At 72.1% G+C, this 13,094-nt stretch carries 14 protein-coding genes; all 14 read left to right on the forward strand.

Going from position 1 to position 13,094, the window contains the following annotated elements; genetic code table 11:
- The first annotated feature begins 7 nt into the window (after positions 1 to 7).
- The 14 genes from OG989_RS06460 (at position 8) to OG989_RS06525 (ending at position 13,077) form a co-directional block, all read left to right on the forward strand.
- Positions 8 to 502, forward strand: coding sequence for an SRPBCC family protein (locus OG989_RS06460; protein WP_327029983.1), 495 nt, complete (start codon positions 8 to 10; stop codon positions 500 to 502).
- A gap of 116 nt (positions 503 to 618) precedes the next feature.
- Positions 619 to 1,026 carry a hypothetical protein gene (locus OG989_RS06465; RefSeq protein ID WP_151455377.1) on the forward strand — a complete coding sequence of 136 codons (408 nt, stop codon included), beginning with the start codon at positions 619 to 621 and terminating at the stop codon, positions 1,024 to 1,026.
- 99 nt (positions 1,027 to 1,125) lie between these two features.
- Positions 1,126 to 1,689 (forward strand): flavin reductase family protein, encoded by a 564-nt coding sequence (locus OG989_RS06470; protein ID WP_442791943.1) that lies wholly within the window; start codon positions 1,126 to 1,128, stop codon positions 1,687 to 1,689.
- 210 nt (positions 1,690 to 1,899) lie between these two features.
- Positions 1,900 to 2,271 carry a DUF485 domain-containing protein gene (locus tag OG989_RS06475; RefSeq protein WP_327029984.1) on the forward strand — a complete coding sequence of 124 codons (372 nt, stop codon included), beginning with the start codon at positions 1,900 to 1,902 and terminating at the stop codon, positions 2,269 to 2,271.
- Positions 2,249 to 3,922: a solute symporter family protein gene (locus OG989_RS06480; RefSeq protein WP_327029985.1), complete on the forward strand. Its 1,674-nt coding sequence runs from the start codon at positions 2,249 to 2,251 to the stop codon at positions 3,920 to 3,922. The genes OG989_RS06475 and OG989_RS06480 overlap by 23 nt, the downstream gene beginning before the upstream one ends.
- 103 nt (positions 3,923 to 4,025) lie before the next feature.
- Entirely contained in the window at positions 4,026 to 5,003 is a 978-nt protein-coding gene (locus OG989_RS06485; protein ID WP_327029986.1) for a UDP-glucuronic acid decarboxylase family protein, read from the forward strand.
- A 75-nt stretch (positions 5,004 to 5,078) separates the two neighbouring features.
- On the forward strand, positions 5,079 to 6,317 hold the full coding sequence (locus tag OG989_RS06490) for an LCP family protein (protein WP_327029987.1): 1,239 nt from the start codon (positions 5,079 to 5,081) through the stop codon (positions 6,315 to 6,317).
- Between the two features lie 234 nt (positions 6,318 to 6,551).
- On the forward strand, positions 6,552 to 7,766 hold the full coding sequence (locus tag OG989_RS06495; protein ID WP_327029988.1) for an LCP family protein: 1,215 nt from the start codon (positions 6,552 to 6,554) through the stop codon (positions 7,764 to 7,766).
- 220 nt (positions 7,767 to 7,986) lie between these two features.
- Positions 7,987 to 8,925 carry an LCP family protein gene (locus OG989_RS06500; RefSeq protein WP_327029989.1) on the forward strand — a complete coding sequence of 313 codons (939 nt, stop codon included), beginning with the start codon at positions 7,987 to 7,989 and terminating at the stop codon, positions 8,923 to 8,925.
- 53 nt (positions 8,926 to 8,978) lie between these two features.
- Positions 8,979 to 9,314: a rhodanese-like domain-containing protein gene (locus OG989_RS06505; protein ID WP_132240515.1), complete on the forward strand. Its 336-nt coding sequence runs from the start codon at positions 8,979 to 8,981 to the stop codon at positions 9,312 to 9,314.
- A gap of 10 nt (positions 9,315 to 9,324) precedes the next feature.
- Complete coding sequence (locus tag OG989_RS06510; protein WP_151455386.1) at positions 9,325 to 10,116, forward strand: glycerophosphodiester phosphodiesterase; 792 nt, start codon at positions 9,325 to 9,327, stop codon at positions 10,114 to 10,116.
- 73 nt (positions 10,117 to 10,189) lie between these two features.
- Positions 10,190 to 11,647 (forward strand): PAS domain-containing sensor histidine kinase, encoded by a 1,458-nt coding sequence (locus OG989_RS06515; RefSeq protein ID WP_327029990.1) that lies wholly within the window; start codon positions 10,190 to 10,192, stop codon positions 11,645 to 11,647.
- A gap of 69 nt (positions 11,648 to 11,716) precedes the next feature.
- Entirely contained in the window at positions 11,717 to 12,133 is a 417-nt protein-coding gene (locus OG989_RS06520) for an ATP-binding protein (protein ID WP_370518961.1), read from the forward strand.
- A 59-nt stretch (positions 12,134 to 12,192) separates the two neighbouring features.
- Entirely contained in the window at positions 12,193 to 13,077 is an 885-nt protein-coding gene (locus tag OG989_RS06525) for a DUF5926 family protein (RefSeq protein WP_327029991.1), read from the forward strand.
- Positions 13,078 to 13,094 lie beyond the last annotated feature (17 nt).

Below are 13,094 nucleotides of genomic sequence, written 5' to 3' on the forward strand. Positions count from 1 at the left end.
TGGCCTGATGCCCGTCGTCGAAGCGGTGATCACCGTGCCGGTCCCACCCGAACTGGCCTTCGCGGTCTCCCAGACCACGGCGCCCGTGCGCTACCGGTGGGACCCGTTCGTGCGGGAGCAGCACTTCACCGACGGGGCGACCCGGCCCGGCAAGGGCGTGCGGACCTTCACCAGGTCCCGGCACGGCCTGGCGATGGTCAGCGAGTACGTCTCCTGGGCCCCACCGAGCCACGTCGGGATGAAGATGGTGCGCGGGCCGTGGTTCTTCGAGATGTTCGCCGGCGGCTGGCGGTTCGCGCCGGCCCCGGAGCCCGGCCACGCCATCGCCACCTGGCGGTACAGCTTCCGCTGCCGGCCCGCGTTCCTCCGCCCGGTCGCGGACCGGATCGGCTCCTGGCTGCTCGGCCGCGACATCCGCCGCCGGATCGCCGGGTACGCCGCCGGCTGCACCGACCCGGAGGTGCTGGCCGCCGCCCGCCGGTCACTGACCGCCGACGACTGACCCCCAGCGGTACGCGCACCTCGTCGAGTTCTTGGCAGGGAACGGCCCCTGGAGGGGCGCAGAACGTCCAAGATCTCGACGGCTGCACCGAGGGTCGGTGCCGGTAGGGTCAGCGGGTGAGCCGCGCGAACTTCCGCACCCTGTACCACGGGCAGGCATCCGGTGCCGGCTCGAGTTACGGCCTGTTTCTGATCCGCCGATCAGGGTCGTGGGCGCAGCACTGGGCATCGGTCAATCGGGGAGTGCAGCCTGTCCCGCCACCGCCGCTGGTGGACCTCGCACGTGAGACGGTCATCATGCTCTCGGTGGGGACCCGCCCCGTGCTGGGCTACGACGTCACGATCGAGGACGTGACGGTACGGGGGACGACCCTGGTGGTGACCGGCGTCGAGAGGCGCCCCGTGGGCGTCGCGACACTGGACATGGTCTGTTCACCGGTGCACATAGTGGCGGCGCGATTCGGCCCCGAGGCCTTCGAGGACATGCTGCTGAACCTGCACATCAAGCCCGCTGAGATCATGTGATCTGGTGACGTGGGGCCGCGAGGGCGGGCACTCACCGCACCGCATCACCGACGCGCCGGCAACAGCGGCGGCGCGCCGTCTGTCGACGCCAGGGGCCGCATCCGGGCCCGTCGGGGCGGGGCAGGCCGCACAATGTTTCACGTGAATCATGAGCCGGGCGCCGAGATCCACCACATCGACCCGTTCGCCGTGCCCGCCGACCAACGCTCGCCCGTACGCCGGCTGCGCGGTCGGCTGGCGTCGCCGGTGACGCTCTGGACGGCGCCGGAGCCGGCGGGCCTGACGGTCTCCTCGACGCTGGTCGCGGAGGGTGAGCCGGACCGGCTGCTCGGCCTGGTCGACCCGGAGTCCGACCTGTGGGCGGCGGTCGAGTCCGCCGGCCGCTTCGCGGTGGCGCCGCTCGGCCCGGCGCACCGGCAGCTCGCCGACCGGTTCGCGGGCCTCTTCCCGTCCCCCGGCGGCCTGTTCGCCACCGGCGTGTGGACCGACACCCCCTACGGCCCGGTGCCGGCCGACGCGGGCGGCTGGGCGGGGTGCCGGCTCGACTCCGCCCGCGAGTACGGCTGGGGCCTGCTGGTGGAGGCCACCATCGAGGCCGTCGAGCTGACCGGGGAGACGGACCCGCTGCTGCACTACCGGGGCCGCTACCGCGAGCTGACCTGACGACCGTCACCGGCGGCGTCGACGGCGACCGTCCGGCCCACCCGGGGCCACTCCCGCTACCGGTGAACGGAGTGAGCTGCGTCACTCGGCGCAGCCACCGTGCCGTTCGGCGCAGCCGCCGACCGGCGTCGATCTCGCCCTTCCGTGGCGGGGAGCGCGCTTTCTACCGTGCGCGAAACTCCCCACGCCTGTGAAGGTGGTGATCCACGAATGTCCACGGACACACCCGCGTCCACGCCGTCGACCTCGGCGGCGGACCGGTACCTGGCCGTGCAGCGGTCGGACGAGTTCGCCGGGTTGCGGCGCACGCTGCGCGGCTTCATCTTCCCGATGACCGTCGCGTTCTTCCTGTGGTACGCGCTCTACGTCATCCTGTCCGCGTACGCGCGGGACTTCATGGGCACGAAGCTCTTCGGCAGCAACATCAACATCGCCCTCGTCTTCGGCCTGCTCCAGTTCGTCTCGACCTTCCTCATCGCCTGGCTCTACTCGCGGTTCGCCGACCGGAAGATCGACCCGGTCGCCGACCGGATCCGCGCCGAGATCGGGGAGGTGGGCAATGAACACGGTCCTCGCGGCTGAGGCGGGCAGCACCACCGCCCGCAACCTCACCATCACGCTCTTCCTGGTCTTCGTTGCGGTGACCCTGGCCATCACCATCTGGGCCAGCCGGCAGACCAAGACCGCCACCGACTTCTACGCCGGTGGCCGGTCCTTCTCCGGTTTCCAGAACGGCATGGCCATCGGTGGCGACTACATGTCGGCCGCCTCGTTCCTGGGCATCGCCGGCATGATCGCCCTCTACGGCTACGACGGCTTCCTCTACTCCATCGGCTTCCTGGTCGCCTGGCTGGTGGCGCTGCTGCTGGTCGCGGAGCTGCTGCGCAACTCCGGCCGGTACACGATGGCCGACGTGCTGGCCTTCCGGATGCGCCAGCGCCCGGTGCGGACCGCCGCGGCCGTCTCCACCATCACGGTGTCGATCTTCTACCTGCTGGCGCAGATGGTCGGCGCGGGCGCGCTGGTCGCCCTGCTGCTCGGCATCAAGCCGGGTACGACGTTCCTCGGCATGGACGCCGACACCGCCAAGGTCGCCACCATCATCATGGTCGGCGCGCTCATGATCGTCTACGTCACGGTGGGCGGCATGAAGGGCACCACCTACGTGCAGATCGTCAAGGCGTTCCTGCTGATGGGCGGCGCGACGATCATGACGGTGCTGGTGCTGGCGAAGTACAACTTCAACCTGTCGGAGCTGCTCGGCGCCGCCGCGGCCTCCTCCGGCAAGGGCGACGCGCTCCTCGGACCGGGGTTGCGCTACGGGGTCGAGGTGGCCGGCGACGCGACGCAGACCTTCTACAACAAGATGGACCTGCTGTCGCTCGGCATCGCGCTGGTGCTCGGCACCGCCGGCCTGCCGCACATCCTGATCCGCTTCTACACCGTGCCGACGGCGAAGACGGCCCGCAAGAGCGTGCTCTGGGCGATCGGCATCATCGGCACCTTCTACCTGCTCACCCTGGCCCTCGGCTTCGGCGCGGCGGCGCTGGTCGGCAGCGAGGCGATCACCGCGCAGGACAAGGCCGGCAACACGGCCGCGCCGCAGCTCGCCGAGGCGCTCGGCATCGAATTCCTCGGCGGCGATCTCGGCGGGGCGACCCTGCTCGCGGTCATCGCGGCGGTCGCCTTCGCCACGATCCTGGCCGTGGTCGCCGGCCTGACGCTGGCCTCCTCGTCCAGCCTGGCGCACGACTTCTACGCCAACGTGATCAAGGACGGTAAGGCGTCCGAGCGCCAAGAGGTCAGGGTCGCCCGGGTCTCCGCCCTGGTGATCGGCGCGATCTCGATCGTGCTGTCGATCTACGCGCAGAACCTGAACGTGGCCTTCCTGGTGGCGTTGGCGTTCGCGGTGGCCGCCTCCGGCAACCTGCCGGCGATCCTCTACAGCCTGTTCTGGCGGCGGTTCAACACCTCGGGCGCGGTGTGGGCCATCTACGGCGGCCTGCTCTCCGCCGTACTGCTGGTGTTCTTCTCGCCGGTGGTCTCCGGAGCGGCCACCTCGATGTTCCCCGAGCACGACTGGCAGTGGTTCCCGCTGTCCAACCCGGGCATCCTGTCCATCCCGTTCGGTTTCCTGTGCGGGTGGATCGGCACCGTGATCTCCAAGGAGCACGACGAGGCGAAGTACGCGGAGCTGGAGGTGCGTTCCGTCACCGGCGCCGGCGCCCACTGACGGGCCTCCCACAGGTACGGGGCAGGGTCCCTCGTCGTCGCCGGGCGACGAGGGACCCTTCCTTGCGTCAGGGCGACTCGGGACAGTGGGTAGGCTGACCGGCATGAACGCTGTTGCCCGCTTCGGACCCGGTCACCGCATCCTCGTCACGGGCGGCGCCGGCTTCGTACCGTCGCACCTGGTGGACTCCCTGATCGCTCGCGGCTGCACCGTGGTCGCGCTCGACAACTTCATCACCGGGTCGAAGGAGAACGTCGCCCACCTGCTGGACGAGCCGAACTTCACCCTGGTCGAGGCCGACATCTCCGACGGCCTGCCGACCCACCACCCGGCGATGGCCGAGCGGTTCGACGCCATCCTGCACATGGCCTCGCCGGCGAGCCCGACCGACTTCGAGAAGCTGCCGGTGGAGATCCTCCGCGTCGGCTCGGTGGCCACCCTGCACCTGCTGGAGCGCGCGGTCGCCGACGGCGCCCGCTTCCTGATGGCCTCCACCTCCGAGGCGTACGGGGACCCGAAGGAGCACCCGCAGCCCGAGTCGTACTGGGGCAACGTCAACCCGATCGGCATCCGCGCCGTCTACGACGAGGCGAAGCGCTTCTCCGAGGCGGCCACCATGGCCTACCACCGGAGCCGGGGGCTCGACACGGCCATCGTCCGGATCTTCAACACGTACGGCCCGCGGATGCGCCCGGACGACGGCCGGGCCATCCCGACCTTCATCTCGCAGGCGCTGCGCGGCGAGCCGATCACCGTGCACGGCACCGGCAACCAGACCCGTTCGATCTGCTACGTGTCCGACCTGGTGCACGGCATCCTGCTGCTCCTCGACTCCCGCGAGACGGGGCCGATCAACTGCGGCACCGAGCACGAGATGAGCATGCGGCAGCTGGCTGAGACGATCGTGGCGCTCACCGGGAGCAGCTCCGAGGTGACCTACATCACCCGCAGCGCCGACGACCCGGAGATGCGCCGCCCGGACCTGACCCTCGCCCGGGAGCTGCTCGGATACGAGCCGACCGTGGCGCCCGAGGACGGCCTCCGCCGCACGATCGAGTACTTCCGCGAGCGGATGGTCTAGCGAACGCCCGCCGCCGGCGCACACGTCGGCGGCGCCACAGGGCGACAGTGGCTACGCGTACGTACCCTGAGTTACATGTCAGCGACCATGCCCGCCGGAGTTCCACTCCCGCACCTGCACCGCAGCGCCGGGCGCGCCTCGGTGCCCGGCCCCGGCCGGGACGCCGGACGCGCCCGGCCGGCCGAGGCCCACTGGTCCCCGGCAGCGGACGAGCCACGGGCCGGCGGCCCGGGCGGTCCCGCGGGTCCGGGCGGACCGGCCGGGCCAGGCGGACCGACCGGACCGGACCGGCCGGGCCGGGGCGGCGTCCGCCCCCGCTGGGGCCGGATCGCCCTGGTGGCCGGCGTGGCCGTGCTGGTGCTCGCGCTGCTCGGCGGGGTGGGCGCCTGGTTCTACGCCCGCGGCCTCGACGACGACCTGGCCCGCACCGACCCGTTCTCGGAGATCACGGGGGGCCGCCCGGCCAAGGCGGTGGACGGCGCCCTGAACATCCTGCTGGTGGGCAGCGACTCCCGGGACCCGGACGCCCCGGTGGACAAGTCCAGCAAGTGGCGGGCCGACACGATCATCGTGATGCACATCCCGTCGGACCACCAGAAGGCCTACCTGGTCTCCATCCCCCGTGACCTCTACGTGCCGATCCCGGAGGGCGCCAACGCCGACTGCGGCAGCGGGCAGCGGGGGAAGATCAACGCCGCCTTCGCCTTCGGCGGGCTGCCGCTGGCCGTCCGGACGGTGGAGTGCTTCACCGACGTCCGGCTCGACCACGTGATGGCGATCGACTTCGCCGGCTTCAAGCAGGTCACCGACGCCCTCGGCGGCGTCGACCTGAAGGTCGAGCGGACCGTCACCTCGATCCACAAGCCGTACCGGACGTTCACCAAGGGCACCAACCACATGGACGGCGCCGAGGCGCTGGACTGGATCCGGCAGCGCAAGCAGTTCCCGGACGGCGACTTCGCCCGGATGCGGCACCAGCAGGAGTTCCTCCGCGCCCTGATGGACAAGGCGGCGAGCACGGGCACGCTGACCAATCCGAAGAAGCTGAACGACTTCCTCAAGTCGGTCACCGCCGCGGTCACCGTCGACCAGAGCTTCTCGCTTGTCGACATGGGGGTCCAGTTCCGCAACCTGCGCGGCGAGAACCTCACCTTCGTGACCAGCCCGCACGTCGGCAGCCAGACCATCGACGGTGAGTCGGTGGTGGTGTCGGACAAGGAGAAGGCGCTGACCATGTACAAGGCGATGTCGGCCGACACCATGACGGCCTGGGTCGAGGCCAACCAGAAGAAGAAGGACGGCACCGGAAACTGACCAGCTCCGCCGGCCGGCCCTCCCGTGATCGACCAGAGTCATCACGATTTCGGAGGGCCGGCCGAGCGCTTCCTGTGAGCCAACCGCCGACCAGCCGTATCGATCTGTCCGTTCGGTCAGTTTTCCTGCATGACGGCCGTACGAACGGCATTTGACGGTCGGACGACCTCGCCAGGACGGGAAAGCGTCCGTAAAGTGATCCCGCCCCCCTGACAAACGCGAGCTGGAGCACGCATGCCGGTTCAGACCAGCCGTCGCCCTCCGGCGCTGGAGTCCCCCCGTGGCCCGGTCCGGGCCTCCACGAGCATCCCGAAGCAGCCCGTCAAGGGCGGCAAGCCCGGTGGCGGGTCCGCGAAGAAGCGGTCGCGCCGCAAGGACCCGCTCTGGGCCCGACTCACGCTGATCTTCGGCGCCGTGCTGATGGTCGCCAGCGGTGCGGCCATCGTCGGCAGCAAGGCGCTGATCAGCAGCGCCACCGGCAACATCGCCCAGCGCAACCTCCTCGGCGACGCGGGCAAGACCGACGCCGAGGGTGGCGCCAGCCTGGACGGCCCGATCGACATGCTGCTGCTCGGTGTGGACGCCCGGGAGCGGTGGGCCGCCGACGACGTGCGGGCGGACAGCATCATCGTGCTGCACATCCCGGCGACGCACGACCAGGCGTACCTGATCTCGATCCCCCGGGACACCGAGGCCCATATCCCGGCCTTCAAGCAGAGCGGCTACAAGGGCGGCACCGACAAGATCAACGCGGCGTTCCAGGCCGGCGCCCGCAACGGCGGCGGCTGGGAGGGCGGCGCCCAGCTGATGGCGCAGACGATCAAGAAGATGACCGGGATCAGCTTCGACGGCGCGGCCATCATCAACTTCGGCGGATTCAAGAACGTCATCGAGGCCCTCGGCACGGTGCGCATCTGCGTCAAGCAGGAGGTCGAGTCGATCCACATGTCATACGTGGACGGCAAGCCGATGTGGAACGCGGACGCGAAGAAGACCGGCAAGCAGCGGACGCCCGTGGTGCACAAGAAGGGCTGCCGTGAGATGGAGGGCTGGGCGGCGCTGGACTACTCCCGGCAGCGCAAGAGCCTCAAGAACGGCGACTACGACCGGCAGCAGAACCAGCAGCAGCTGATCAAGGCGATGGCGAAGAAGGCCACCCAGGACGGGACGCTGACCAACCCGATCAAGCTGAACAAGCTGATCGACGCGGCCGGCAAGGCATTCATCCTCGACACCGCCGGCGTGCCGGTCCCCGATTTCGTCTTCACCATGCGCGGGGTGACCGGCAACGACCTCGTGATGCTGAAGACGAACGGCGGCACCTTCCACAGCGACGGCAGCCGCGAGACGCTCAGCGCCCAGACGATGGACATGTTCCGCGCGGTGAAACAGGACAAGCTGGCCGAATTCGTCTTCGCCAACCCCGAGGTCGTCTCCAGCCGCGAGTAGCGCCGGCCGGGGCGGCCCGCCGGGCGATGTCGGCGAAGCGGCCCGGACGCCGTGGTCGACTCGTAACCTGACGTGAGAGGGATTCACGTACGGGTCGCGGGGAGGCGTCACGTCCAGATCGACGGGCGACGGTCGGGGCCGGGCCGGGACCGACACCCGGCCCGCCCGGCCGCCCCGCGTCCGCTGGCCCCGGCTGCTACTCGGCCTGGGCCTGGCCCTGGTGCTGCTGGCCGGGCTCGCCGTGGTGGGCCTGGAGGTGCTGAGCGACCGGTACGAGGGCAGCGTCGTCCGGGAGCAACTGCTCGACCCCACCGCCCGCCAGAAGCGCACCGACCCCGACGGGCCGCTGAACTACCTGCTGGTGGGAACCGACCGCTGGCAGAGCGGCAGCGCGGCGGACCGACGCTCGGACACCATCCTCATCGTGCACGTCCCCGCCGGCGGGCGCGAGGCGTACCTGGTCTCCGTCCCCCGGGACCTGCTCGTGGCCATCCCCGCCGGCAACGGCTACGGCGGCGGCCAGGACAAGATCAATGCGGCGTACGAGCACGGCGGCGGCGGCCAGCCGGGCACCCGCCTGCTCTCGGCCACCCTGTCCCGGTTGACCGGCATCCGCTTCGACGGCGCGGCCCTGATCGACTTCTCCGGCTTCCGCAAGGTCATCGACCTGCTCGGCGGCGTACGCATGTGCGTGGACACCGAGGTCCGCTCGATCCACACCGACCGCGTCTTCGCGCCCGGCTGCCAGCAGATGGACGGCGGTGAGGCGCTGGACTACGTCCGCCAGCGCTACGACCTGCCGGGCGGCGACTACGACAGGCAGACCCACCAGCAGCAACTGCTCCGGGCGGTGCTGGAGCGCGCGAGCGAGACGTCGCTGCGGACCAACCCGGTCAAGCTGGACCAGGTGATCCGCGCCGTGGGCGGCTCGTTGACCGTGGACACCAACGGCGTACGGCTGGAGGACCTGGTCCTCGCGCTGCGCGACCTGCCGGCGGACGCGCTGCGCGGCGTGCAGGTCCCCTCCCACCCCCAGACCATCGACCAGGTGTCGTACGTGGTGCTCGACAACGGCGGGAACGGCCTCTTCGAGGCGGTACGCGGCACCCGCGTGCCGGACTGGGCGCGCGCCAACCCGCGGTGGGTCACCCGGCTGTGACGCCCGGGGGCGGCCCGCCGCCGGCCGCCCGGGCGAGGATCTAGGCTTGGCCCGTGTTCGGATCCCAGGTTCCCACCGTGACCGTGACCGAGATCGCCGACGACGCGTACCTGCTCGACGTCCGGGAGGACGACGAGTGGAACGCCGGCCACGCTCCCGGCGCACACCACCTGCCGATGATGGAGCTGCCGGCCCGGATCGCCGAGGTGCCGACCGACCGCGACGTCGCCGTCATCTGCCGCTCCGGCGGGCGCTCCGCGCAGGTCGTCGCCTACCTGATGCGCAACGGGTGGGACCAGGTGCGCAACGTCGAGGGCGGGATGGGCGAGTGGGCCGCCGCCGGGCGAGGAGTGGTCCGCGAGGACGGGCAGCCGGGCCGGGTCCTCTAGGACGATCGGGATGGACGCCCCTCTCGTCTTCGCGCACCGCGGTTCCTCCCACGACCTGCCCGAGCACACCCTCGCGGCCTACCTGCGGGCCCTCGACGAGGGCGCGGACGGGCTGGAGTGCGACGTCCGGCTGACCCGGGACGGCCACCTGGTCTGCGTGCACGACCGCCGGCTCGACCGCACCAGCAACGGCCAGGGACTGGTCAGCGCCCGTACCCTCGCGGAGCTGGAGGCGCTGGACTTCGGCTCCTGGCACCCCGGCTGCGCGCCCGCCGACGGCGACGAGGTGCTGGACGAGTCGCACACGCGGCTGCTGACCCTGGAGCGGCTGCTGGACGCGGTGCTGGCCGCGGGCAGGCCGGTGCGGCTACTGGTGGAGACCAAGCACCCCTCCCGCCACGGCGGGAACGTCGAGCGCCGGCTCGTCGCGATGCTGCGGAGATACGGCCTGGCCGAGCCGAAACCGGACGATCCGGTACGGGTCACCGTCATGTCGTTCTCGCCGCTGGCCGTACGCCGGGTCCGGGGGTTGGCCCCCGCGCTGCCCACGGTGCTGCTGCTGGATGTGCTGCCGCGCTGGGTGCGGCTGGGGCGGCTGCCGTTCGGCATCCGGATCGCCGGCCCCGGCGTCGCCCTGGTGCGTGCCCGCCCGCAGTTGGTGCCCGCCCTGCGGGCGGCGGGCAACCAGGTCTTCGTGTGGACCGTGAACGAGCCGGCGGACCTGGACCTCGTCCTGGCCGCCGGGGTGGACGGCATCATCACCGACCGGCCGGCGCACACGCTGGCCAGCCTGGGCCGCTGACCGGGGTGGCAGCGCGCGGAGGCCCGGTCGGGCAGGGGTGTCCCCGGACTGGCCGGCGGGGCACACTCGGAGGATGCCGGAGCGCACCGACCTCTCCGCTCTCATCGCCGGCCACACCACGGTGATCGAAATGATCAACTCGGGCGGCACCGGCCTTCCGGTGCTCACCCACCTGCTCCGCGTGGCCCGGTCGGCGCTCGGCGCGGCGGGCACGGCGTTCGTCGAGTTCGCGCCGACCGGCGGCCGGGTGATCGCCGCGACCGGCGCCGCCGAGTGGGCCGTCGGCCACCCCGTGCCGGCCGACGACCCCGCCACCGTCTGCCTGCTCTCCGGCGCGCGGGTGCGCCAGGTCCGCACGGACGAGCTGACCGGCAGGCTCTCCGCCGAGCTCGCCGAACGGGGCCTGCTCCGGATGGTGGTCTCCCGCGCGGAGATCGGCGGGCTGACGGTCGGCAGCCTGCACGTGCTCTACCCCGACGGCGACGACCCGCCCGACGCCGAGCAGCACGCCGTCGCGGGCTACCTGGCCTCCTGCATCGCCCACATGTACGGCGACCAGACCGGGCTGCCCGTGCACGGCGACGGGCCGGTGGTGGCGGCGCTGGCGGACGGCCTGGCCGTGGTCGACCGGGACAACCACGTCCGGCTCTGGAATCCGGCCGCCGCCCGGGTCACCGGCCGTTCCGTGGCCCAGGCGCTCAACCAGCCGTTGCCCTTCCCGCTGCCCCCGTCCGGGCAGGTGCGCGACCACCGGATGCCGGACGGCCGCTGGCTCACGATCACCTCCGGGGAGCTGCCCGGCCCCGGCGCCCTGCGGGTGGTCACCTTCCGGGACATCACCGACCAGCAGCGCCGTGACCACGACCGGGATCTCTTCGTGGCGGTGACCAGCCACGAGCTGCGTACGCCGGTGACCGTGATCAAGGGCTATGCGGACACGCTCACCGACCACTGGGAGTCGCTGACCGAGACCGACCGGCGGCAGGCCGCCCGCGTGATCGGGCAACGCGCCAACGAGCTGGCCCGGCTGGTGGACCGGCTGCTCTCCTCCGCCGCCGAGGCGGGGCCGGGCGACCAGCCTCCCGCCCCGTACGACCTCGGTGACGCGCTGCGCGCGGCGGCGGTCGACCTCCCGGCGGAGCTGCGGCAACGGCTCGTCCTCCGCCTCCCCGCGGACCTGCCCAAGGCGCTCGGCCACCGGCTGAGCCTCGCCACCGTGCTCACGGAGCTGTGCACGAACGCCGGCAAGTACTCCCCGCCCGGTTCGCTGATCGAGATCACCGCCGACGCGGACGGGTCGACGGTCTCCTTCCAGGTACGCGACCAGGGCATCGGCATCCGGCCGGAGCACGTGGAGCGGGCCTTCGACCGGTTCTGGCAGGGCGAGTCGGGCGACCGCCGCCGCTACGCCGGGGCCGGACTCGGCCTCTATCTCGTCCGTCGGATCGTTGAACAGCAGAATGGATGGGTATCCCTACGGCCGAGGGCCGGTGGCGGTACGGTCGCAGAGGTGCGGCTGCCCCGCGGGTGACCGGCGACGGGCAACGGGGGCGTGAAAGGGACGAAGGTGTCGACGGGAGCTGCCGATCGGGCATGGTGCGTGGTGGTCCCCCACCACGCCGCTGGGGCGCGGGTGGCGCGGCGACGCCTCGCCGAGGAGCTGGCCGACGTCGTACCCCCGCCACTCCTGGCCGACCTCGTCGCGGTCCTCGCCGAGCTGGTCGGCAACGCGGTCCGGCACGCCGACCCGCTGCCCGGCGGAGTGGTCCGGGTGGCCTGGCGGCTGCGCGACTCGTCCGGCGGCCAGCAGGTGCAGCTCCGGGTGACCGACGGCGGCGCCGCCGCGGGCCCCACGATGCGGATCGCCGACACCGACGCCGTCGACGGCCGGGGGCTGCACATCATCTCAGGGCTGGCCGACCGCTGGGGCGTCGAACGGGACGGCCTGGGCCAGAGCGTGTGGGCCGAGTTCGACCCTGCCGACGTCACCCGGTCGGACCTTGCCGTGGCCGGCTGACCGACCGCGAGGGCGGGTCCCGCCCCGCCGGGCCGCCGGGGCCTCTAGGCTGTGTCGCCGTGAGCAAGCGTCGAAAGAGCCAGCGGGCCGCCGAAGCCACCCCCAAGCGGGAGAAGGTACGGGACATCTTCGTGCCCCGACCGTTCGAGGGGCTGACCGACGAGCCGGAGTGGATCGCCCTGCGGGAACTGGTGCCGGCCGCCTCGGCGCCGCTGCGGCTGGCCCCCGCCCTGGTCGAGGAGTTCGGCGACCGGGAGGTCACCCTGGCCACCGTGCTGCCGATGGCCACCCCGGCCATGACCAAGCCGGACGGGCGGGTCCTCATCGGGCTCCAGCGTCACCTCCAGTCGGGCGACGTCTCCCGGGACCTGGCCGAGGCGCTGCTCTGCGCGCTGCGGGCCGAGCCGGGCCGCCCGGTGCCCGTGCCGCCGCTGCCCGGCCCCGGCCCCCGGTTGCAGGACGTCCTCGCCGACGGCCCGCTGGAGGTCGGCATGCACGACGGGTTCGAGTTCTGGCTCGACCCGGGGGCCGGCGACGACCCGAACGTGCAGGCGTCCCTGGAGCGGGCGAACGCCGCGATCTACCCCACCGTCCGGCTCGCCGCCGCCCGGGCCGCGTACTGGTGTCAGGTGCCGGAGAAGGCACACGTGCGCTGGGTGCTGCCCGACGACGAGGACGCCGCGCTGGACGCGCTGTCCCGGCTGAGCGTCGCAGGCACGCTGGTGCTCGGCGAGAACACCCGCTTCGCGGGCATGTTCCGGGCCCACGGCCGGCTGGTGCCCGTCTGGGACCTGCCGGAGGACGTCCCGGCCGCCGACTGGGAGCAGCCGGTCGCCGACTTCGCCAAGCGGTACGCGGAGGCGCTCGCCGAGCCCGCCCCGCTGGACGCCGCCGGTCGGCGGGCCCGCCACGGCCTGCTCGGCCGCCAACTCACCCTGCGCTGAGCCGGACACCCCGCTCA

Source organism: Micromonospora sp. NBC_01740, assembly GCF_035920365.1.
Classification (GTDB): Bacteria; Actinomycetota; Actinomycetes; order Mycobacteriales; family Micromonosporaceae; genus Micromonospora; species Micromonospora reichwaldensis.

Excerpts from the sequence above, each read along its gene's own strand:
- OG989_RS06460 (WP_327029983.1), top strand. The coding sequence starts at position 8 with ATGCCCGTCGTCGAAGCGGTGATCACCGTGCCGGTCCCACCCGAACTG.
- OG989_RS06475 (WP_327029984.1), top strand. The coding sequence starts at position 1,900 with ATGTCCACGGACACACCCGCGTCCACGCCGTCGACCTCGGCGGCGGAC.
- OG989_RS06485 (WP_327029986.1), top strand. The coding sequence starts at position 4,026 with ATGAACGCTGTTGCCCGCTTCGGACCCGGTCACCGCATCCTCGTCACG.
- OG989_RS06490 (WP_327029987.1), top strand. The coding sequence starts at position 5,079 with ATGTCAGCGACCATGCCCGCCGGAGTTCCACTCCCGCACCTGCACCGC.
- OG989_RS06515 (WP_327029990.1), top strand. The coding sequence starts at position 10,190 with ATGCCGGAGCGCACCGACCTCTCCGCTCTCATCGCCGGCCACACCACG.
- OG989_RS06495 (WP_327029988.1), top strand. The coding sequence starts at position 6,552 with ATGCCGGTTCAGACCAGCCGTCGCCCTCCGGCGCTGGAGTCCCCCCGT.
- OG989_RS06480 (WP_327029985.1), top strand. The coding sequence starts at position 2,249 with ATGAACACGGTCCTCGCGGCTGAGGCGGGCAGCACCACCGCCCGCAAC.
- OG989_RS06510 (WP_151455386.1), top strand. The coding sequence starts at position 9,325 with ATGGACGCCCCTCTCGTCTTCGCGCACCGCGGTTCCTCCCACGACCTG.